Source organism: Xenorhabdus khoisanae, from assembly GCF_001037465.1.
GTDB lineage: Bacteria > Pseudomonadota > Gammaproteobacteria > Enterobacterales > Enterobacteriaceae > Xenorhabdus > Xenorhabdus khoisanae.
In genome coordinates, this window is the sequence record NZ_LFCV01000065.1 from 21,523 (window position 1) to 44,951 (window position 23,429).

General features: G+C 40.2%; 14 protein-coding genes and 1 pseudogene. 2 read left to right on the forward strand and 13 right to left on the reverse strand.

The genetic code is table 11. The annotated features are described in order from the left end of the window. Positions 1–47: 47 nt before the first annotated feature. The 13 genes and pseudogenes from tssC to AB204_RS10885 all read right to left on the reverse strand — a co-directional run. A complete protein-coding gene (tssC, locus tag AB204_RS10825) occupies positions 48–1,556 on the reverse strand; it encodes a type VI secretion system contractile sheath large subunit (RefSeq protein WP_047963386.1) in 1,509 nt (502 codons plus the stop codon). Further along, the gene (tssB, locus tag AB204_RS10830; RefSeq protein ID WP_047963387.1) at positions 1,557–2,108 is read right to left on the reverse strand and encodes a type VI secretion system contractile sheath small subunit; all 552 of its coding nucleotides are present in this window, start codon (positions 2,106–2,108) and stop codon (positions 1,557–1,559) included. It lies immediately after the preceding gene. A gap of 131 nt (positions 2,109–2,239) precedes the next feature. Further along, a complete protein-coding gene (gene tssA, locus AB204_RS10835; RefSeq protein WP_047963400.1) occupies positions 2,240–3,295 on the reverse strand; it encodes a type VI secretion system protein TssA in 1,056 nt (351 codons plus the stop codon). Between the two features lie 44 nt (positions 3,296–3,339). Then, positions 3,340–7,014, reverse strand: coding sequence for a type VI secretion system membrane subunit TssM (tssM, locus tag AB204_RS10840; RefSeq protein WP_047963388.1), 3,675 nt, complete (start codon positions 7,012–7,014; stop codon positions 3,340–3,342). Positions 7,015–7,052: 38 nt separating this feature from the next. Then, positions 7,053–8,276, reverse strand: a complete 1,224-nt coding sequence (locus AB204_RS10845) for a DotU family type VI secretion system protein (protein WP_047963389.1) — start codon at positions 8,274–8,276, stop codon at positions 7,053–7,055. A gap of 69 nt (positions 8,277–8,345) precedes the next feature. Beyond that, the gene (tssK, locus tag AB204_RS10850; protein ID WP_047963390.1) at positions 8,346–9,686 is read right to left on the reverse strand and encodes a type VI secretion system baseplate subunit TssK; all 1,341 of its coding nucleotides are present in this window, start codon (positions 9,684–9,686) and stop codon (positions 8,346–8,348) included. A gap of 25 nt (positions 9,687–9,711) precedes the next feature. Then, on the reverse strand, positions 9,712–10,296 hold the full coding sequence (gene tssJ, locus AB204_RS10855; RefSeq protein WP_084728562.1) for a type VI secretion system lipoprotein TssJ: 585 nt from the start codon (positions 10,294–10,296) through the stop codon (positions 9,712–9,714). Positions 10,297–10,324: 28 nt separating this feature from the next. Next, positions 10,325–10,729, reverse strand: coding sequence for a DUF4150 domain-containing protein (locus AB204_RS10860; protein ID WP_047963392.1), 405 nt, complete (start codon positions 10,727–10,729; stop codon positions 10,325–10,327). Positions 10,730–10,756: 27 nt separating this feature from the next. After that, entirely contained in the window at positions 10,757–11,377 is a 621-nt protein-coding gene (locus tag AB204_RS10865; protein ID WP_047963393.1) for a DUF3540 domain-containing protein, read from the reverse strand. Positions 11,378–11,391: 14 nt separating this feature from the next. Then, positions 11,392–12,465: a pentapeptide repeat-containing protein gene (locus tag AB204_RS10870; protein WP_047963394.1), complete on the reverse strand. Its 1,074-nt coding sequence runs from the start codon at positions 12,463–12,465 to the stop codon at positions 11,392–11,394. Then, the gene (locus AB204_RS10875; RefSeq protein ID WP_047963395.1) at positions 12,462–15,029 is read right to left on the reverse strand and encodes a DUF2169 family type VI secretion system accessory protein; all 2,568 of its coding nucleotides are present in this window, start codon (positions 15,027–15,029) and stop codon (positions 12,462–12,464) included. The genes AB204_RS10870 and AB204_RS10875 overlap by 4 nt, the downstream gene beginning before the upstream one ends. Positions 15,030–15,159: 130 nt before the next feature. Next, on the reverse strand, positions 15,160–17,226 hold the full coding sequence (locus AB204_RS10880; protein ID WP_053067889.1) for a type VI secretion system Vgr family protein: 2,067 nt from the start codon (positions 17,224–17,226) through the stop codon (positions 15,160–15,162). Between the two features lie 590 nt (positions 17,227–17,816). Beyond that, a pseudogene (locus AB204_RS10885) lies at positions 17,817–17,975 on the reverse strand (transposase family protein); the annotation flags it as partial. 185 nt (positions 17,976–18,160) lie between these two features. Between AB204_RS10885 and AB204_RS20850 the strand changes: the two are divergent. Then, entirely contained in the window at positions 18,161–22,000 is a 3,840-nt protein-coding gene (locus AB204_RS20850; RefSeq protein ID WP_053067891.1) for an inverse autotransporter beta domain-containing protein, read from the forward strand. 254 nt (positions 22,001–22,254) lie between these two features. Next, a partial coding sequence (locus tag AB204_RS10895) for a hypothetical protein (RefSeq protein ID WP_047963396.1) occupies positions 22,255–23,429 on the forward strand: 1,175 nt, incomplete at its 3' end.

Here is a 23,429-nt window from a genome sequence, read left to right on the forward strand (position 1 = left end):
TTACAAAGAGTTTTTAAAACAAATATTGCTATAGAGTCTATTTGATTTTAACCTCCTTTCAATGAAGGAAGTTTTGATACTAAGCGCAGAGAAACCGTTAATCCTTCTAATTGATAATGAGGGCGCAAGAAGAACTTCGCATGATAATAGCCCGGGTTTCCCTCTACTTCTTCTACCTGAACCTCTGCATTGGCCAGCGGTTTTTTAGATTTAACGATTTGTGAAGAATTAACAGGATCACCATCAACATAATTTATGATCCAGCGATTAAGCCAACGTTCCATATCATCGCGTTCTTGAAAAGTCCCTATTTTATCGCGCACAATACATTTCAGATAATGGGCAAAACGACAACAGGCAAATAAATAAGGTAAGCGAGCCGAAAGATTTGCATTGGCAGTCGCATCAGGGTCGTAATATTCAGCAGGCTTTTGAAGTGATTGCGCACCAATAAATGCAGCCATATCTGTATTCTTGCGATGTAATAATGGAATAAAACCATTTTTTGCTAATTCTGCTTCACGTCGATCACTAATTGCAATTTCGGTGGGGCATTTCATATCAATACCCCCATCATCAGATGGGAACGTATAACAAGGCAAATTCTCCACCAGTCCGCCGGATTCTACGCCCCGGATAGCAGTACCCCAGCCATACATTTTAAATGAACGATTGATATTAACCGCCATGGCATAAGCAGAATTGGCCCAAGTGTAGTTATTGTGTGTGGAGCCTTCAGTATCTTCCTCGAAATTAAAATCATCCACAGGATTGGTTTTATTGCCATAAGGCAGACGAGAGAGAAAACGTGGCAGCACTAATCCCAGATAACGAATATCTTCAGAGTCACGCAAATTACTCCAAGGAGCATATTCCGTATTTTGAAAAACTTTGGTCAGATCTCGTGGGTTAGAAAGTTCTTGCCAGGATTCCATTTGCAATACACTTGGTGCGGCACCTGCAATAAATGGGCAGTGGGCTGCTGCACTAATCTGTGCTATTTCACGCAAAAGCTCAACATCGGGCGCAGTATGGTCAAAATAGTAATCACCAACCAGACACCCGTATGGTTCACCACCAAACTGACCATATTCTGCTTCATAGATCTTTTTAAAGATAGGGCTTTGATCCCAACTGACGCCTTTAAAACGTTTTAGCGTGCTACCCAACTCTTTTTTGGAAATGCACATCACACGGATTTTCAGCATTTCGTCAGTTTCAGTATTATTGACCAGATGATGCAGACCGCGCCAGGCGCCTTCCAGAGTCTGGAATTCGTCATGGTGCAGAATATGATTAATTTGTTGCGATAATTTATTATCGATTTCGGCAATGAGGGCCTGAATGGTACGGTAGGTATCACCGGAGACCGTGACAGTATTTTCCAGCGCCTGCTGAGCTAACGTTTTCACCGCATTTTCAACGGCATTGCGAGTCTGATCACTTTGGGGGCGAAATTCTTTATTCAGGAGTACACTCAGTTCATCAGGCGTATACTCTTTCGGTACCTGTTCTTGCTCTTGCTGAAATTCAGTTTCTTGTTCAGTTGTGCTCATTTATGACTCCTTATTTTCAGTATCTTCTTCAGGGGCATTCTCTGTTTCAGTAGCACTTTCTGAAGGTTTTGGCGCTTCGGCCAGAGATTTCATCAGAGCCGGGTTTTGCAGAATTTCGGAGATCAGTTGTTCTGCACCGCTTTTACCGTCCATATAGGATAATAAGTTTGCCAGTTGAGTTCGTGCCTCCAACAGTTTAGCCAGCGGCTCCACTTTTTTAGCAATGGCATCAGGTTGAAAGTCTTCCATTTTTTCAAAATCTATTACGACATTCAGCTGTCCGTCACCTGTCAATGTATTATCCACTTGAAAAGCAACACGGGGTTTTATTGATTTCATGCGCTCATCAAAGTTATCAGCATCAATTTCCAAAAAGCTGCGTTCACTGACCTCAGGCAAGGCTTCTATCGATTTTCCGGCTAAATCCGCTATTACCCCCATAACAAAGGGTAATTGAATTGTCTGTTCTGAACCGTAAAGTTCAACATCATATTCAATCTGTACACGTGGGGGACGATTTTGCCCGATGAATTTTTGTCCACTGGATTTCATAGCAAATTCTCCATTACTGGCTAATTAATTTGACAGCTTAATAAGTTAATAAGTTAATAAGTTAATAAGAAATGAGTCGCTAATAAGGCATTTTGAATTAAGAGTAGAAAAGGCTGACTTTAATCTGTGTCTCAGTTATCCGGACGACCAAAAATGATTTCGAGTTGATTTAGTCCATCTGGGGCAAGATCATGAACAATATCAACAAAATCACGATCAATTAACCGCTGAATGCGGGCAATCATCATCGGAGCAGGATGACTGGGTTCATACTTAAGAAAATAGTGTTTGGCTTTCTCTAATAACATGCGTGCTTCATCACGGTTATTGGCTTCCACTTCGTTCCAATACGTTGATGTCTTATTTTCCGTATTTTCTGCTAATAGGGAATTTGTCTGCTCTGAAAAGGGGGATATTGGTGTCAGTGCATCCGGCGTTTTTCCTTTGTCAGAAATATTGGTTGCTGATTGAAGTACTGGTGAAGGACAAAATTCAATCACCTTATTTAAATTCTTTAAAAGACCGGATAATTCAGGTACATACATTGCTGATAATTTATTGCCAATAATGTTCAGTATGGCGATAAGGTGATCGCGAATACTGATTACGGCTGTAATTTCGGGATTATTACCTAGTTGTTTTAGTTCTTCCACCAATCGAGTGCGCCCACCTGTATAGCCACTAATTTCAGATATTGTTCCATCAAGTAATGAAAAGACTTCCTGTAATGATAATTCTTTTGAAATGCTTTTCAGCAGAATGGAGCGCTTCACTTGCAAGGTGAGAGGTGAATCATCTTCAATAGCAGCGAGTATATTAAGGCGAAACAACGGATCATATTCTCCCTCAAACTCCAGTGTTGGCCAGACCTCTTCCCAATATCGCTCCAGTGTTTGCCTGAGCAAATCCATACCTTCGGCATAACCACATAATCCCCGCATTTCTAACCATGATTGTGCCAGCGCTATGATGACACGCAAATCTTTAGTACGACTCAATAATTTTATGGACTGCTTTTCTACTTCTGCCCAGTTGGGCTGTTCTGCTGGAATAGTAATATCACCAAATTGCTGTTCTACTTTTCCGAACAAGGATTGTTCTAACTCCATAAATTCGACATCGTATTCCAAATCTTCTCCACAGGGTGATTCGGTGCTGACTGGCTTAAGTAAGGCATCAATATTCATAGTCATTTTCTGCTCATGTTGATGATTAAATACGCTACCGATTTTTATGAATTTATTAAGTTGGGGCAGGTGAAATTGGGTAGCTGAAATGGGCTAAAAATACTGTTTGGGATAAATTTCAATGAAATATGATGACCATTGATGTTGAATGTTGCTGACAGGCTCATATCGCTACTGGTGTTTTGTTGCTGTAGAAAAGGTTTCGCATAATCTAGCAGGCGGTTTAAAGCCCACGGACCAGAAGTCATTAAGCTGGCTGTTGTTCCGTCTGCTAAATTCAATTGGATGCGAACCTGATTTGTTTTACCGGGACCGGGCCAATTGAACCGCTGTGAAACTGGGGGGCCGTGACTATATTGTAATTGCTGACCGTCTACATCAAGTATCATGCTTAATATGTTGTAATCCATATCAACCGTGCGCACGATGATTTGGAATGAAGGCGCGGTGGCTCCACCCGTAAAAAAGGTATTGCGGATAATCTCGGCTTGTTTAAATGGTTTGAGTAAGTCTTTATTTTCCGGCGATACTTTTCCGTCCACTACTGAGATAAAACGCCAGTCTGGTTGGCTGGTATCCACTTTTCCCACAAGATTCTTCTGGAAAAAGCTGTCCATTATGCCTGAGCCGGGAGCAAACATTCGTGCCATATCATCGGGCTTGATATCATTACGGGCGCTGTGTGTCAGCGGGTAGCGGTTGGCAATCGCCTGATTGCAGAAGTTGCTGACTTCTGCATTAAGATGCTTACCGATATTCTTTATATCGCTGAGCTGCGTATCACTGTTGGCACCCATCGCCAATGAAAAAATCATATTTCTGAACGGTATGGGTAGAAGTTCAGCCGTTGCCTGTAGCTGCATAATGATTTTATTTGATGGTGCAGGCATACCTATATTAGCTGCATCTTGTACAGAATTTAGGTATTCATATAATTCATTGATTTCTTTCAATATGTTATCAAAAGGAATGTTCTTGGTTTTGCCATCAGAGATTTTTGCCAATGCAGTGATTTGTGCAAAATGCTCTCTTAATGTTTGTTCTGGTGTAGGTTGTTCATCTTCTGGTAGCCGTTGATTGGGGACGAGTTTTGTTAATGATTTAGCGTTATTATTGACGAGATTGCCTATTTTATCCGTCTTGCCATTGTTCAGCCCTTCATCCAAGGTGACATTCTTACTGATATTAATCAGCAGATGGCGCATGGGAGAAAGATTTGAAGCTAATAAGCGAGCCATGTTGGCGCGCTGTTCCATATTGGTGATATTGTTCAGGCGAATATCAGACAGAAATTGATCCCACTGATAAATATAATCATTGATATAAAACTGGCGTACAAAAAATGCGATCTCTTTAGGAGGTTGTTTTCTTTCATACTTCCCCAGTATCCAGCTATCCTGGCTGTACAGCGTATCGATAAGCGCGTTGAGATCCTTGCCAAAACCTGTTTTATAACCTGCTGGAGTAAACATTCCGGGTATACCCTGAGTTATCGGTGTACCACTGATACGCGAAAAAACGAGTTCAGTTTGAGGGCCTGCAAGAGTTATCAGGCTTACCGAAGGTAAGTTAGCGTTATTCAACAAGTTATACTTCAAATGAGTATAGATGCGTTGTGCGGGTGGAATGCTGCTGAGTTGAGCCTGTTTTTGTTCCGCCAGTTGGTTATCACGGATATAGGGCGATGTAACAATTTGATTGTCCAGCAGTTGCTTAAGGTGTTCGTCGATTTGATACAACTGCTCTTGGGAAATATCGGGTTGCAAATGGGTTTGCAAATATTGCATGACCCAATTACGTAAAAATTTACTGTCATAATACTTGGGCTGATATAACATTTGATACGCTTTCAGCGTATTGTATGCACTATCTACATCTATATTATTGCCTTTGTCCTGGCGCATCTCAGCGGTTATTAACTGTGCGATCTGTGGCAACAATAATAAATTTAATGTTTTTGTGTACAGAGTCCTGCTTGCATCACTAATCTGTTCACCACAATACAACCCCATCCGGTAGGATAGAGGGGGATTATCAAGTGAAAATTTCTCGCTCTTCGCCAAATTAGCCAGATTATTCAAAACAGGGAGCAGGGAATAAATATCGGTATTATTGGTTTCTTTTTTTAACTCAGCACGTTGTTTTAACTCATCACCCTGGCGAAGAATAGGGGGGATCTTAGCCTGTACTTCCATGAGGTAATTTTTGTTATTGCTATAACTGGTAAAAAATAAGGTGATAATGAACACCAAAGTCGTAACCAGAATCGTATAACCCAACCCATTCAGCAGATAACTGCGGTATACCCACCAGCGGTTGTAACTGGCTAATCCCGCTTCCTGAAAAACACTTCCCAATAAGTTTTTCAGAAAATAAGCCTGATGAATTTGAGGCTGATGCAAAAAGTCCTCATTATTCTGCCATGCCTGATTATTGTTCCATGATAGTGAGCTACTATTATTATCTGTTGGTAATTGGAGATGACGGTTAAGCCTTTCCATGACTTTATCAAACGACACGTCTTCTTGTATTCCACTGGTAAAATAAAGCCCTCGTGGAGAATAAGGAATTTCGAATCCAGATTTAGCGAATACAAGTTCAAGGTATTGCCCAATTAATGGACGTAATGCGGCGAATTCTTGTGGAAATAAATAACTTTCGGCACAGTGTCGAGGCATATTCTGTTGCAGTAAAATATTGGGTAATTCTGCATCTAATCTTTTTTGTAACAGATAATATTGCTGTTCAAAAAAATCGCTTATATTCCAGTCGGTTTTATTCCACGGGAAAGTAAATCCCCATATTTGATTGTGTTGAGCCTTGTCAAAATGAGCAAAGTAAGCATTAAATCCTTTTAATAAATCTGTTTTCGTGACAATGACATAAATCGGAAACCGGATTTTAAGTTGTTCATGTAATTCTGCTAAACGCCTGTGTAACATATAAGCCTGCCGTTCGCGGGCTTCCTTGGGTAAATTCAGCAAATCTTCCACACTGACCGTAATAATGACGCCATTGAGAGGCTGGCGTGTACGATATTGTTTCAACAGCTTAATGAAACATTTCCACTCACTGGCGTCTTGTATTGGCTGCGTATCTTGTGTGGTATATCGTCCCGTCGTATCCAGCAGAACTGCGTCATTCGTGAACCACCAGTTACAGTCATTAATTCCTTTCATGCTGTACAGTGCCGATTTTTCGAAATGGTCTGATAATGGGAAATGCAGGCCGGAATTTGCCAGTGCTGTAGATTTCCCTGAATGAGGCGCCCCGATAACGACATACCATGGTAATTGATATAAGTATTGTCGATTGAAGAAATGCCTCCAACTCGGTTTGTATTTGGAATTCAGGCCATAAAAATAGGCATTTTTCAGGAGCCGTGAAGCATTAGAAAAGCGTTCTGACAGTGTTGTTGTATATTGAGCCTGTTCACTTTCGTCATTGTCCTTGTTTTCTTTACTGTCCTTATTCAATTGGCTGGATAATTTTTTTTTATCCAACCATGCCCGATAAAGGCGGGGCACTAACTGAATTAAAATCCAAATAAGGAATAATGAAGCAATGGTAATTATGCGTACCAGATTTGATGCAAAAGGTACTATGCTGCCAATGGAAATAATGGGTCCAATAAACCAGATAATGGAAGAGATGGCGCTTATTCCAAGTAAACTCCACATTAATCGGCTGGTAATAATGGAAAGAATGGCATTCAACATGTTTCAGTTTTCTCACTCCGTCTGATTTACAGGAGAAACTAATTTACAGGAGAAACTAACAGTATGATTTCTACTCGTCTGTTTTTAGCTCGATGACTTGGCGTATCGTTTGGAACTAAAGGGTTACTGGCTCCTCTTCCTTCCGTTTTGACACGTGCGGGTTGATCCAGATATTTCTGAAGTTCTCTTTTTACTGCCTTGGCTCTGGCGAGTGATAGTGCATTGTTGGATGAAAAACTCGCGCTGTACATGGGAACGTCATCGGTATAACCAATAACCAGAATTTCACCCTTGAAACTGTTTATTGTTTCAGCAATGTTCTTGATTACACTCAAGTAATAGCTGTTAATGTGTGTGGAACCTGTTTTGAACAATCCATCACCTTGCAAGGTGATGATACTTCTATCAAACGAATCGACCACACTCAGCAATCTTGTGGCATTTTCATTCTTTAGTGTCTCTTGCAGATTCAACGTCGGTGGTACGGCAGGTACAGCAGATACAGCAGGTAATATCCGATCATTAACTGGCACATTAGGTAAATTGGTTTGATAGATTGTGGCTAATACAGGGCTGGCGAGATCACCTAATTGCCAGTTCAACCCAATATACAAAATACAAACGAAAAAACTTGCTATCGCTACACCGGCCCATATCGGGAAAGAGAATTGCCGGGGTTTGTTCGGGGCTGTGGTGTTCTTTAACGTCGGTGATAATTCTGGGGGATGGTTTCCACGGACTGAATAAATCAACTGGAATAGGCGTTGTTTCAGGGTTTCCAGTTGAGAGCGTCCATTATCTATAATGCGATAACGCCCCTCAAATCCAAGTTGTAGGCAAAAATTAATGAGTTCCAGCAGAAACAAATTTTCTTTTGGTTTTTGTGATAATGTCGCTAATAGCTGGAAAAACTTTTCACCTCCCCACGTTTCATTGTGGAAGGTAACCAGTAGTCCACTGCCAGACCAGACACTACGAATTCCCCAGGGTGTTAGTGCAGCAGCTTCATCCAGCGCGGTACACAGGCAATAACGTGCTCCAATGATCACTTCGTAAGAAAGTTTGGCTTGTTGGCATTTCACTTCAAAGCCCCGGATTTCATCGATCAATTTTTGCCGTAAATCTATTGGGTCTGGATGCTCTGTGGCGTGGCGGATCTGCGGGATACTATTCAACAGAGGGTTTGCGGCATGAACCAAGGGATTATCACGAGAGTCACCAGAAAGCACAGTATAATAATGTGTATTTTTTCTCTGCGTCATATGGAACGTTCCCTCTATTTATTTATTTATTTATTCTTATTCTTATTCTTATTATTCGGACTGATTACATTATTTGGACTGATTACGAATAGCCCAGAATTCCATGTTCAGGCCGGGAAATTCACCAGACAGATGTAACGCAAAACCACCGGATTTCTCCATTTGGTTCCATAATTCACCCTCTTTTTCTAATTCGAAGTATAAATAGCCTGAATGCCAGGGGATCTGTCTGGGTACTGATGGCATTGCACATACTGAAATACCGGGTAATTGCAACTGAACCAATTCACGTATACGACCAACAGGGGCAATTTTCATCTGGGTGGGAAAACGGTTCATCAACGTTTCTTTGGGAACATCAGCATAAACAGCCAACACAAAACTGAATGTGTTCAGCATATTGACGTCTGGTAACGTGGCCACATTCAACCCATGAGAATATTCGGTCAGAGGTAACAGGATCGCATGTTCTTCTAAAATGATTGACAACCCTTGACGTAATTCGAACATCAGATGATCGAAACACATTGCCAAATTGTTATGATCATAAATGGGGAGTTTTTCTTCCGGCATTCGTGTTTGAGAAAAACTGGCTAATTCGGTAGCAAATTGTAGCCATTCACTGAACAGGCGTTCTGGATGCAGTAATGGCAAATTTCGTATGTGGCTCACTTGACCGCTATAGCGGTTTATCAATGACAGCAGAAGAAAGTCCATGACTTCTGAGTCGTTACGTCGCCCCAATTGTAACAAACGCTGGCTTATTTGCTGGCGGCGTTGCTCCAGCAAACCTTGCAAATCAGCAATGAAACTGACAACTTGCGGATGTGCATGACAATTGAGTAGGGGAGGAATAAATTGTGGATTGATATGTAACTTATTATCACGGCTTCTGTTCATGACATGCACAATACCCAATGAAGTCCATTCTGGTGTCAGATCTGATTTCAGCATTAACCGCAGACGCATTCTCCCAAATTGCACTGTGGCACTTCCGACTGACATCGCATTAAAATCATTGACTTCAGACTCAACGCTGACAAAACGTGCCATGGAGTCGTTTTTCTCACTGAAAATGATCTCTTCTTTCCCTCCCCGGAAAATTGGCAATGCCAATACGACATTTTCTCCCGTTTGATTTTCTGCAATTTGTAAGGGCATCGGTGCCTGGGCTTCAGTAAAACGAAATGGCGTTCCATCAGGAAAAATTCCGCTGGCTGATGAAATCATCACCTTGCCTTGCTCAAGAAATGACTGATCCAATTCCAGAGTCAAAAAGCCCCAATAATATGAATTTTGCGCCATTCCCCAATCTCGGACATAAGCTTCCAGATAATTTTCAGATTGTTGAAAGTGATGGGGACGTAAAAACATGCCTTCTGTCCAGATAACTTTTTCTGATCTATTCATCCAGTTCCTTCCCTTGCGGCATACATTAGTTGTCTTTATTGATAAGATTCAAACCGTTGTTTGTGACTTGAATGTATATGTCTAATTCGTCTGGCGATGAGACCCAAAATTGGTAAAAAGCAGGTTCTTCAGGTTCGGGGACGGGGAATGAGATGCGCCATCTTTTCCCATTCAATTGCTTATATTCAGCAAAAATTCCGATGTAGCTGGCTTCTGGCGTATTTTTTTCCAACCAGAATCGTTTTTTTTGGGTAGGCAGTAAAAAAAACTGATCGGCATTCACCAGTTTATTACCCAATACAGCTTCTGCTTTTTCTTGTAGTGAAAAGAAATCAGCAGACATAAACTCGACATCTGATCTCAACAAGATAACGTGTATTTTCAGTGGGGCTGAGTTATTCGCGTTAATTGGGATATCAAAAATCAATTTATAGGTCGGCAATTTTTTCTGTTCTGGTGATGAAGAACATCCTGTGAATGTCATCAAAACAAAAGAGAATAATATCATCCTTATCCATTTGACATTTAAACTTACTTTGTTTGCCGAAACTCTCCTTGTTTTATCAGAAAAAGGTCGTTTTTCATGGGGAATATTCCCTGCATTGTCCATGTTTTCCCCCATTTTCCATTTAGGTGAATCAGGCACCTGAAATATCGACTTTTACCTGGCTGGGCATGGAACGTGATCCTATGGTATTAGTTGAGTTCTGCATGGTCATGCTTGATAAGCGGGTTGCTGGTGAACCTTTAATCAGAACACTAGTAGCGCCCAGCGTATGACGGCTTGGCCCCATTACCGTACCTGAAGCAACCCCAAGATTGACACCGGGATTATCTCCATTCGTCATAACAATGGTTGTTGACATGTTATGGGCAGGACTTCCCATAAAAAGAATATTGATGGTACTGAAACAGATACCACTTGTACCTTGCGCAAAATTGGGATAAGTCATTGGCATCGGTGGAAACGGGGGAAATGGTGTCAGGCAGACATCTGGTATTGTTGCCGTATCTGTGCCACCTGCTTGGGTATTAGCGTACATCGCTTTTCCTCCTTAAGTTAATGTGGATCAGCCAATGTGGATCTGTTCAGCATCTATTTTGGTAATTGCTTTGGCGGAAACGACCGTATTTTGGGCATGTAACCGCACATAGTTTTCAGCTTGCATATCCAATTGCCCTGCGTGCACTTGCTCTGTTTGTGTTGTATGGCGGAATAGCCGGTGACTCAACTGGGTTACGACCTGCCAGACGGATTCAAGTTGATTGCCTATGATTCTGGTGACAGAAACCCAGGCGGACAGAGACTCGCCACTGTATTGCATTTCATTGATATGGCAGTTTCCATTATCTGCTGTGATATTCAGTCCATTGCTGTGTAGGTTCAAATTCCCCTGAGCAGTTATGGATAAGTCACCCGGGACGTTTATTTCAGCCGGGTTTTGTTGTTCAGCCCGTTCTAATATAGCCAGTATCCATAACTGTTCATGGGCCTTTGTGATCAATACGGTGTCACCCATTTCTGGGGTTAAAAGACAACTGGCTGCCCGTCGGCAATGCCAACCCCGATTTTTGCTTTCGACCATCAAACTGCCGTCCTGAAGAATATTCACAACTTGACCCGCAATCTGTTGTAGTGGTTCCGTAGCAAGAGAAGAATATGAAGAGAGAGCATAAGGGGATTCCGTCATTTCGATTCTCCAAATTAAATCTTACGTTGGCGTTGTTGCGTACTCCACTCTTCAGCAGCAAATAGCTCAGGATCATTTTCCAATATGCCCTGACGGTCAGAAAACAATGTCCCAACCTGTTGAGTACGATGAAAAAGAGTTCTCATGAACCGTGCTGCGCGAAAATCACTTTTGCTGATATTGGCATAGGAAAGATCTGTGTAGGTCATATTGCAGCCAGTAAACAGTGTATTAACCGCATGGACTTTATGCATGATAGCCTGTTGCAGTTGGCTGTGTCGGAAATCAGCGAGTTTAAGACAAGAACTGATGAAAATAGCTTCGTTAAACAAACTGTTACAACAACACGCATTTGTCAAATCAGCGTCAAAGAATAACGCTTGAGTAGCATCGGCATTTGATAATTGAGCGTTTTGTAATCCGGCTCCTTTGAAATTGCAATTAGTCAATTTTGCGTGGTTGAAATTCACTGCTTCGAGTTGATTGTCTGTAAACAGGCATCCTTGAAATTGCTGTCCCTGATAATTTTGACCACGTTGGTCACAGGCGAAAAAAATGGTTTTAATGAATTCACAGCCATAAAAATCTGTTTTTCGTAAATCTTGACGAAAAAAAGTCACCATAAAAAGATAGCAATTACGCAACATTGTGTAATCCAATGAGGCGTCGGTAAATGTTACCCGATCAAGCTTACTGCCATTAAAATCAGCATATTGCAGATCACAGGATGAAAACTGGCTACTATTTTGTTGGGTTATTTTAAACTGTGCTTTTTTCAAAACACATTGAGTAAATGAACAATTGTTCAGTGTGCTCTTGTTGAACATGGCGCGAACCATATCACACTGTTCAAATAGACTTTGGTCACATATAACCGAATTAAAGCGAGTCTCTTCGAGTTGACACTCAGTAAAGACGGACTCTTTAAGGATGGAATGAGAGAGATCGGCTTCTGAAAAATCGACTGACCTGAATCTGCCACCTGATAAATTTTGGCCAATTAATGAGATTCCCTGCAAATTGACTTTTTCAATGACATCACCCTGCCTGATTTTAGTAATGAGTTCATCAGCTGTCAGTGTACTCATATTACTTCCTGATCGCGTTTGGGCAAGGTTTTAGTACGTTGTGTATATGCCTGATCAATCAACGTTGAATCGTCAATGATTGATTGGGACATATCAGTGCGGAACAGATTGGTTTTTCGTAAATCAGCGCCATTGAAGCTGCATTTCTGCATAAAGGCACCTATCAGATTGGCATTGTTTAACTGGGCACCCCGAAAATCTGTTCTGATAAATATGCTCTGAGCCGTATTTAAATACTGCATATTGGTTAATTGGCAGTTTGCTTCACTAAAGTCACTATTATTCAGCGTTGCCGAATGGAATGTAGATTGAATCAGAAGGAGCTGGCGTAAATTACACTCTGTGAGTGTGGCACTGCTGAAATCTGCCTGATTAAAATTACTGTCCATCACAAATGAGCAGGTCAATAATTTAGCAGAACGAAAATGGATTGATTCTGCTTTTGTCTCCGCCCATGAACAACTGTCAAGCGTGGCATGATCAAAAACGGCTTTCTCCAACTGGCACTTGATAAAGGAAACTTTATTGAGGCTGGCATAGTTGAACTTGAGTGAAGGCAGCGTCATTTCCAGAAAGGTGCAGTTTTGCCATTGCGAATGTTGAAAACGACAGTGAGTGATAAAAGCCCCTTGCAGGAATAAATCGGCGAAAAGGGTATTGTTAAATCGACAATGATCAAACCGCGTTTCCTGCAATTGCGTTTCTTTAAAACTGGCAACAGAAAAATCACTCTGCTCACATTTTGCTTGTGACAAATTGGCATTATCCAGTTTTACACCATACAGAGAGGCATTGCATATTTCTGTTCTGACCAGTATTGCTTCACTGAAATCCGCATTATCCAGCCGACAATTATTGAAACAGGCGCTTTCTAATAAAGAACGGGAAAAATTGGCTCCGCGCAGATCCATGCCGGAAAAATCGACTCCTGTGAAGTCCATCCCACGGAAGTTACCGCCTTTCTGCATGATCCGCTGAACACGTTTGCGAATAATCTGTGACAGATCACCCGATAAACGCAGGGCAGGGCCTTGTGATTGCACTGAGGCCAGATACATCTTGTACAACTCCAGTTCAGCCTGCGTTAGCTTTTCACCGTTAAGTCCTAGCTGCTGTTGCTGTTGGTGCAGTAGATCTCGTACCTGAAAGTAATTTTGTGGCCCCCTGAGTTGATTTTCCATCGCGCTCTGATCGACATTAATGCCCCGTTCTTTGGCTCTTGTCCGGATTTTTTCTCGTTGTTGTTCAGCTTCAGCGTATTTTTGAGCGGCGTCTTGTTCTGTCTGGTTCACAAATTCTGGTAATTCATCAGGTTTGGGATTAGAAACTGGTTCAGAAAGGGGAATTAATGTATTGATATCTCTGCCATATCTCTCCATCCGCTCTCGTTGTTGCTCACGCAGGCGTTTTTCCCGATTTTGCAGATTTTCTCTCAAAGGGCTGCCACCGTCCGGTTGTTCTGTGTCCACCCATGGGCCAATAATTTCTTCAGGAATCAGGTCTTTTTCCCGAAAGGCGTACAGTGCTCCTTTTTCTTTATCCATTCGTTGGTTAAGGATTTGAAGATAGTGACTTTCAGCACGAGGTTCCCCGCTGAGTTCCATTGTGGCAAGCATTTGTAAGATATCGGTGGCATCATCTTCATTAATGTGCGCGCAACCATGCCAGATCAGGATCATTTGTTCCAGATGAGGAAAAAACCATACTGTTGTATTGCGCATGATAATTTCTTCGAAAACCTCTTCGTCAACCCGTAATCGTTTGATAAAACAACGAGCCTGCCATGGCGGAAGCATCCCTTCCTGTACCGGTTTTTCAGGGTGCATATTCCAAATTCGCCACGCTGCCTTTTCGGGTAACGCTTCATATTGTTCCCACCACTGATCACGGGGAGCGGCATTGAACAGTCGCCAGTCAATATCACTGGCAAAACCAGGAAATTCATTTTCGAGCCACTGTTTGTCATATTTTTTACCTATGCGGGTAAAACGACGGGGCCATATTAAATCCAACGGACAAAAGCTGGCTGGATTGGGTTTATCCCGTGGCGACAATAATTGTCTGTGCAGGGTTTCAATGTTTGGCAGCCGGTGGATCTCTACACCATTTTCCTGCATTTCGGGCGTGAAACCGATACCGTGTGGGTTTTCTTCATAATCTTTCCCTCCGAAAGCCTGGCTCCAGTCCAGCCGCATTTGTTCAAATTCCTGAGGCTTTGAGGGGGTATTGTTAACCCAATGACGGTTGCCGAAAACAACTAATGTTTTATCTAATTGCTCCACTTGGATACGCACAGAACAAGATGTCTTATCTGCCTGATGGTGCGTATAGGCATAACCCGTAGCGAGGAATTCTGAGTAGGATTTGGGCATGGCAAGATCGATAATACCATTGCAGGTTTTCAATTCAGCCTCTGCAAGTTGCCAAAGTTCCGGCTCTGGTCGTAGGCGAGGGGATGCACCCATATCGGTCAGAGCCATGATGGATACCCCAAGGTAATTCTTTTGCTGCCAGCGATAAGGGCGATAAAGCGTGCTTAGGCGCAGAGGTTTAATGATCTTCATTGAAACGCCCCAAATTGAGTCTTTATTAAGAGAAAAGGAGTGATTCTGTTTGTTTTTGCATTAAATGGTCCATTCCTGCTGATGCTAAGACTATGTGAACCAAGAATGTATGAGAAAAATGTTCAGCAAATTAACCCAATTTGATCAGTGCAGCGCTTATAGTACATATGGATATGCCTTCAAGATTGCATAATGTACCTTTAATATCGCATGTAGAACTGGATTGTATTCTCATCCTACTTCCGGTGATTTCGACAGACCCTGTTACTGAGTCTTTTTTACTGCCTGTCACCCCGAGTTCGTAGTTTCCAGTTACCTTTTGTGTAAAATTACCGCCGACCTTTGATTGATAATTTGAGCTGACCTTCTCTGTAGAATTGCCTCCAACTTCTAATTGATAATCTGAGCTGATTTTTTCTGTAGACTTGCTTCCAACTTCTAATTGATAATTTTCACTGATTTTTTCTGATTTATCGCCGGTGATATCTGCTTTATATCCATCAGAAACAGTATATTTAATCCCGCCACCCGTGACTTCGATTTCTTTGCCTTTGGCAACCGTGGTCTTTTGTTTATCCTTGAAGTTGGCAGTTTCTGCTTTTTCCACCGTTGTTTCGCGCGTCCCATCAATTTTTACGGTTTGGTTCTTCTCTATAGTGACTTTCATATCCTTCTCGGCGTGTATTTCGAAGGATTCTTTACCTTGGGCATCATCAATAAATAAATAGCTGGCATTATCTTTTCCTCCCTCAAGACTGCGCGACATTATGCCTATTTTTGTAGCTTCTTTAGGTAACGTCCAGGGAGGCATATTATTTTTGTTAAAACTACGTCCCACTATAAGAGGTTCGTCCGGATTGCCGTGAATAAAACTGACGATGACTTCTTCTCCAACCCGGGGAATTTGTATCATGCCAAATTTAGCGCCTGCCCAATTATTGGAAACGCGCACCCAGCAGGAACTTTTATCGTCTTTTGTATCGCTCCGATCCCAGTGAAACTTCAATTTGACGCGACCATGTTCATCTGTCCAAATAGTTTTGCCACTGGCACCCACAACAGTAGCCCGTTCTGTATTTGCTACTGGCCATGGAGTTGTGCGGGGAGCGCGCCAATTTACTTTGGATGGAATGGCTGTAAAATCAGTAATTATAATATGTTCGATCTTATTTGAATCCGGGTCAAAGTGACTCACTCCCATAATGTATGGGTCTTCGTGGAATTCATAATTTGCACTGACAATAAGATATTCACCGTTATCTTTATCCCGTAATGCTTTTGATAACGTGAAGGTATAACCCGGAGCAATACCGGGCTCTTGACTTTTTGCCTTTATATATTGGCTATGTGCGGTACTGGATTGTTGCAGAACACGAACATAGAACTGCCCTTGTGAACTTTCGCCATAATTTCCCGGCCATTCAAACAGTTCTGTTTTTGGTACAGTGGAGTCCGGATTTTGCTGTGTTTCTTTTAGCTGTGCATTTGGTTTCAGAAAATTATAATCACTCATTGTATAAAGTTTGGGCGTAATTGAATAACTTACCGTCCAATCATATAAATAATGTTTGTCTTTTGTCCGGGGCGGATAATGGTTAGGATAATATTCGATGGAGGAATATTCAGGCAGAGCAGAGTGAGATTGAGGTGAATCAGCTAATATAAGCGTATGCTCATTCTTACTGTGTTGAAAATAATAATAAATTCCTTCGCGCTCCATTATCCGGCTCAGAAAATCGAAATCAGTTTCTTTGTATTGAGTGCAATATTCTAATGATTGATATTTTGCATTGAGGCTATTCTTGAATTTTATTTTATGTTTATCAAGAATATCTTTAATAATCTCAGGAGCCGTTTTCTTTTGCCAGATTTTGAAATCTTTGTTCAGGGTTAACGTAAACAGAGCGGGTTGAATGATAAGTTTATACAAATAAAAATTGTTATCATAATAATCACAAATAATAGCTTCACGAACCAGTCCGCTCAAATAGCGTGGTTTTGCTGAAGTGTTTACCGGATTCTTTATCTCAACGGAGAACGGTTTATTTCGTAATGCTTTGATATCAATGTCTTTATTATCACTAAAGAGTTCCACTTCGAAACTATAGATAGTTGACAGTTTCTCTTCCCCTTTTAATGACTTAAAAAGTAAAGCGCTATCACCTAGAGAAGAGTGAGCAATAATGAATCTTTCCATCGAACTCTCCTTTTAAACCAAAGCTACCGCATGAACCTTTATATAGAGGGCCTGAATATAAATAAAGACATGTAATACCTATTGGTTACTGATGCCAAAAGAACTATTTCCATTGTAATTAATCCGATATCTAATATTTCACACGAAAAACTGTATTGCAACAAAATTATAACAGTAGTTTCTTTTTTGTGACGAAATGATACATTTTGAGTAATGCTATACGTCAAATGGTGTTGTATTTGGAGGAAAAAATACGCGGGGTTTGAAATCCAATTGTACGGAAACGTACATTAAGTGCGTTTTTTGAACAGTCCACTGAGTTACTGTCTTATCTCCTCATGATATTCATGATTATCGTGTCTGTTCTTCTGGTTGTTTCAACAATCTACTTGAGTTCCAGATGCGTGTGCGTATCACACCAGTTATTGAGCAAGCTAACAGTTTGGGTTGAATTTTCCTCACAAGCACACCAGGGCAACCGCATGAATGCTCAAATATCATCCCGATTAGCAAATCCCGCTTGTAATACTTGTTCCAGAAATTGCGTTTTCATCCAGACTCGCATGCGTTTCTTTCTTATACTTAATTTGCCCTTCGGTATATTCCTGAATATCACTCCAGCCTTCTGCACCAGCAATCATGGCACACAGTGACGCAAACAGGATGTCAAATAAAGGATAAGCCACTTTCGCACTCTGGCGCGGATCTTGGGGCGAGGAAAAGTGTAGGGTAAAGTTCTCAAGGCACATGGTCTGGTTTTTTTACTCTCAAACATTCGTGATCTTGCCCTGATATGCCCTGCTGATGATGTGATAACTATTTTGAATGATGCTAATTTGAATTTTCTTGACTAGAGTTAAGAGCGGGAAGTTGTAGGATTATTTAAGAGATAGTGAAAATATCATCTGATATAAAATTTTTGAGGTACTTATCTATGTCATCATATGCTAGAAAGATTATTGGATTTTTTATTTTTTTCTATGCATTATTTATGCCTTCTACAGTTATTAACGCTTTAGCGGAAGCTAATGTAAAGGCTGATGATAAGTTGTATGCTCATTTACAAAAAACGAATGATACCTCAGTGCTTAGCGCCCCACATAATATTGTTAGTAATGCCCAAACAGTCAGCCATATCTTATCTTCTTCCCCTTCAGAACTCGCGGAACAAGCAACATCCTATGCTTTGGGTAAAATTAATAACACCCTATCCTCAGAAACTCAAAAATGGTTATCTCAGTTTGGTACTGCCAGAATTAACTTTGGGTTAGATAGAAAATGGACGCTGAAAAATAACTCACTCGATATACTATTACCGCTTTATGATAACAAAGCAGATTGGCTGTTCTTTTCCCAATTAGGTTATCGTAACCAAGATAGTCGAAATACCATGAATCTGGGTTTAGGTGGCCGCTATTTTTATCAGAACTGGATGTATGGCTTAAATACTTTTTATGATCATGACTTTACTGGAAAAAACCAACGTTTGGGACTAGGGGGAGAAATTTGGGGCGACTATATTAAATTTTCCGCTAATACCTATTATCGTTTAAGTGACTGGCAAAAATCACGAAACTTTCAGGATTATTATGAACGCCCTGCTAACGGTTATGACATTAATGGGGAATTTTTCTTGCCTGCTTACCCTAACTTGGGAATGAAACTGACATATGAACAATATTTTGGTGATAAAGTCACTTTATTTAACCGTGATACTAAACAGAAAAATCCCAGCTTGGCTAAGTTAGGCCTGACATATACTCCAATCCCACTAGTTACCATGGGCGTGGACTATAAGCAGGGGGAAAGTGGTCATACTGAAACGCAGTTTTTGGCAAACTTAATTTATAGATTTGGGGTTCCCTTTACTACTCAATTTTCACCGGCTAATGTGGCTTCAATGCGGACATTGGCAGGTAGCCGTTATGATTTGGCGGAAAGAAATAATCATATCGTTTTGGATCACTTAAAAAGAGAACAAGAGATATTGATCGCGTTAGAGCCTATTGTTGGATATGGCCATCAAGAGATACCCGTTAATCTACCCATCCCCTCTAATATTGATATTAAAAAAATTCGCTGGGCTGTTCCAGATAACGCATTTTTACCTAATAAAGGCAAACTTTCTTCTGATTCAGACCAAAGCATTGTTATTACTCTCCCAAGTTATCAAGAAACACATAAAAATGATTACCTGCTTGATATATTGTTAGAATATAAAACAGACGGTCAGGAAAAGGCAAAACCTATTCAAGTTCCCATGAAGGTTTTACCTTTTATGATAGAAGGAAAAGTGAATATCACTCCACCTGAATCACCGATAGCAACCGGCAAAAAAGAAAATGGGTATACGTTTAACGCGCCCATTATTACTTATGAAGATGCACCATCTGGAAAATTTGTTAAGAACGCCAGAATCGATAAAGTTACCTGGACAACTGAGCCGGCTTTAGGCACTGTCTCTGGTTTAACGTTTTTATGGAATAATAAGCCTGCTCAAACGAATGAAAAAGGGGAGTTAACTGATGAAAAAGAGCAATTAATGCCTAACGTTTTAGTCAGTGAAAAACCCCATGACAAAGTCGATATTTATATACAGCTAGACGGTGCTCCACAGCAAAAAATAGGTTCAGTGACGTTTAGCAAAAAGCAACCTCACTACAAAATAAAAGACAATAAACTGAGTGTGACACCTGACCCCAAAAAAGCACTGATAGCTGATGGTATACAAAAATACACTTATACAGCAGACATTATCACTGATGGCGATTTGGCGGCTGATAAAGTTGATAATGTGAGATGGAGTGCTGTCGGCAAAAATTTAGCGGGTAAGGAAATTAAGGATATTTCTGTCGAGGCTCCAACAGGTACAGTGAAGACGGATAACGGGAAATTAAAGGCAACATTAAGCAGTAAAACGCCATTAAAGGATGTTGTGGTGACGCTTTCGATTGCAAACAAGGAATCGGTTTCAGCCGAAGCGGTTTCTTTTGCTATTGAACCTGAAAATATTAATGTGATCTGTAAAGCTAATGGGGAACAACCTGTATTAGTCACGGAAACTTACACCTGTACAGCAACAGTCACCGATGTGGTTGGTCAAGGCGTACCAGATAAGTCTGTGAATTGGCAAGTTAAAGATAATATTGACCTTAAACCGACACCCTCTTCAGAGAAAACCAATCGTGATGGCAAAGTAACGGCAACCTTAACCAGTCCCATTGAGGCTTCAAATATTGTTGTTATAGCTTCTGTTACTTCTGCTGATGGCCAATCCAGTCAAGGAGAATCAAAGGAGAAAATTAATTTTATTTGGCCGGAAATTACCATGGAGACGGAACCAAAAGATCATGATGTCACTATTGGCGGGCAAGGAAAATATTCTCTCACTGCAACGGCATGGCGTGAAAAAAATAAGACGGCATATAAAGGGCAAGGTATTAAGTTCAGATGGTCTAAACCTCAAAACCAGGATGGTACGGAGGCAACAGGTGCAACCTTATCGCCATCAACAGATAGCTCTCAATCAGTAAACCTCAAAGATGGCACACTACAAGCGAATGTCGTTAGCAGTAAGGCACAGCAGGTGAAAGCGTGTATTGATATCGATGGCAGAAAACCGGCTGCGCCGACATGTTCAGATGTAATGAATTTTGTTGATCCCCCGCCGGAGTTCGATATTTCCTGGGTTAAAGTGACGGACTTTGATGAAAATAATCCATTACAAGGTAATGGCACAGATGAATATCACTATAAGGCATTGATTGTAAAAAAAGGGACGACAGAGTATCTCCCCAATTATACGTTTAATGGTAAGTGGAAACGCGACCATGATAAAATCGAGGAAACTAAATTCCCTCAGCCTAAAGCTTATTCACCGGCAGATCCCACAAACGAGGAGACTGAACTTAAAACAGATGGGAATGGATATTTATATGCAACATTAAAAAGCTCTGTCGGTGTTGAAAATGTCACTGTGACATTAAACATGACTGAACCAGATGGTACTGATGTGAAGCATGATGCAGATACACAAGTCAAATTTAATCCTGTTCCGAAACCTGCAGTGCTATATGTTTATAATAAAAACAATAAAGCAGTATTTAAATATTTTGATAATACAGGTGGAAAGGATCACCCACACACTGTTTTGCCTTCGGTACTGGGAGAACTAAGAGAGAGTAAAAACTCTGGCTCTTTTTATGACGATAAGGAAATTAGAGATATTCAATATAAGTTTATACCACCAATAGATGGAAATAAAGCGCCATATGGAGATTTAACGTTAAGTTTTGGTAATAACCTTAATGGACCAATACAATTTAATAAAGCTCAAACTGGAGCTGGTGAAATAAACACACAAGTAACAATGGAAAGCGGAGAGATTAAATTATATAAATATGAAATCACTATGAATAAAGTGACAAACGGTCTGCCGCCATATAACTACGTAAATCCCAACTTGGATTCAAATATTAACTGCAACAGCAATTCTTCAGGAGAAAATCAAGATCTTTATTCAGATAAGGAAGCATATGATCCTAATAATCCCGCAGACGTATATTCTCTGTATAATGAATGGGGGAGAGAGTTTAATTTATACGATTGGGGGATGTTCGATAGCACTCCTGATCGAAACCCTAATAAAGCTACGGTTATAGTAAAAAATACCGGTTATGATAGTAATAGTAAACCATTCAGGGTTTATGACTCAAAAAATAATAATTTCGACAAACAGGAGGAGGGTATTATCTTTTGTTACCAGAAGTCTTAAAAGAAAAATAAAATCACAAGGTAAAAAGAATTGTGTGAATATAATTAACTATAGTGATGAAAAAAAATTATCAGGTGATAACTTTTTTTCATTCGTTTTTTGTTTTTTTATGGTTATGCTGGGGATCAGAGTTGAAATAGTTACATGGTCAGTAATGTTTTAATTATTTTTAAAACTATTTCTGTAGTTGATTTTTTTAAACGTAATATAGTTAATATAATCTATTAATCATAATAATAATACGAGGTGATAAAATGCCAGTTATTACTAGTATGAAAATTTCACCATCTCTGACTTCAGAATTAGAGGTAGGTCAGACAGTGAATTTCACAGTAACATTAACATCGAATGAAGCTATTGATAAAAATAAGTCTATAACAATAGAATATGGCCCCGTTAAAAATATACAATTTACTAATCCCACAGTTCAACTTAAATATGATGGTGTGTCTCATAACGCAACTGCTGACTTTAGTTTTAAGGTACTCAGTAAAGTAGGAGAAGTGGATGTAAAAAATGGTGATCAAATTTCATTTATAATAAAAACTAATGCAGAATCGGGTGGAGTTCAATTTAAAGACATGCCGTACACGTACACTGGTAAAGCTAAAGTTAATCCAGTAAATAAAAACCAAATAAGTATCACAATTAATAAAACGGCTGATTTAATTATAGGTCAGAGTGTGAGCTTTACGGTGAATTTAAGTTCAGATCAACCTATTACGGAAAGGGGAAATATTCTTATACAGAAAGCCAGCAATGTAAATTTTGCTCAGGGTAATAATAATCCTGTTAGACTTAATTACATTGAGGGTAATAGAGAAGCATCGGCTCAATTAAGTTTCACTGTGGAAGATCCAACTAATCCAGATGTGCCGATAACAGACGGTTCTCATATTGGCTTTGAAGTTCATACTGATGTAAAGACTACTGAAGGTAATTTTGGTTTTGTACCTTTCTCAGGTACAGCTAATGAAATTGATGTGGATTCAATGGCACTTTTTGTTGAAAAACCTGTTCTGCAAATGTCATCAGACAGTGATCAGCAAACACCTACGGCAATATATACATATTTAAAGAATAAACATACACAGAGACCATTGGTGGGGACACCAATATTTATTACATCACAAAAGCGTAATCAAATAGAAGAATTTAAATTTAAGGATGGAGATAAGAATAACCCTATTACGCTTGAGGACGAAAACGATATTAAAGGATTAATTATCACTTCTAAAACTGATGGTTTAATAAAGTTCTATCTCTATCCTCAAACAGCACTAGTAAGTATTGTTAATTTATGGAGTTATATTATAAGTACTAAGTTTGATATTAGACGTAGAGCTAAGCAGGTAATCTATGCAGTGAACTATATTAAGCCTACTTTTTTTGATTCTATAGGCATACCCGATATTTCTGATTATAAAAC

Excerpts from the sequence above, each read along its gene's own strand:
- tssB (WP_047963387.1), bottom strand. The coding sequence starts at position 2,108 with ATGAAATCCAGTGGACAAAAATTCATCGGGCAAAATCGTCCCCCACGT.
- AB204_RS10880 (WP_053067889.1), bottom strand. The coding sequence starts at position 17,226 with ATGGAAAGATTCATTATTGCTCACTCTTCTCTAGGTGATAGCGCTTTA.
- tssJ (WP_084728562.1), bottom strand. The coding sequence starts at position 10,296 with ATGGACAATGCAGGGAATATTCCCCATGAAAAACGACCTTTTTCTGAT.
- AB204_RS10845 (WP_047963389.1), bottom strand. The coding sequence starts at position 8,276 with ATGACGCAGAGAAAAAATACACATTATTATACTGTGCTTTCTGGTGAC.
- AB204_RS10865 (WP_047963393.1), bottom strand. The coding sequence starts at position 11,377 with ATGACGGAATCCCCTTATGCTCTCTCTTCATATTCTTCTCTTGCTACG.
- tssC (WP_047963386.1), bottom strand. The coding sequence starts at position 1,556 with ATGAGCACAACTGAACAAGAAACTGAATTTCAGCAAGAGCAAGAACAG.
- tssA (WP_047963400.1), bottom strand. The coding sequence starts at position 3,295 with ATGAATATTGATGCCTTACTTAAGCCAGTCAGCACCGAATCACCCTGT.
- AB204_RS10870 (WP_047963394.1), bottom strand. The coding sequence starts at position 12,465 with ATGAGTACACTGACAGCTGATGAACTCATTACTAAAATCAGGCAGGGT.
- AB204_RS10875 (WP_047963395.1), bottom strand. The coding sequence starts at position 15,029 with ATGAAGATCATTAAACCTCTGCGCCTAAGCACGCTTTATCGCCCTTAT.
- tssK (WP_047963390.1), bottom strand. The coding sequence starts at position 9,686 with ATGAATAGATCAGAAAAAGTTATCTGGACAGAAGGCATGTTTTTACGT.
- tssM (WP_047963388.1), bottom strand. The coding sequence starts at position 7,014 with ATGTTGAATGCCATTCTTTCCATTATTACCAGCCGATTAATGTGGAGT.
- AB204_RS20850 (WP_053067891.1), top strand. The coding sequence starts at position 18,161 with ATGTCATCATATGCTAGAAAGATTATTGGATTTTTTATTTTTTTCTAT.
- AB204_RS10860 (WP_047963392.1), bottom strand. The coding sequence starts at position 10,729 with ATGTACGCTAATACCCAAGCAGGTGGCACAGATACGGCAACAATACCA.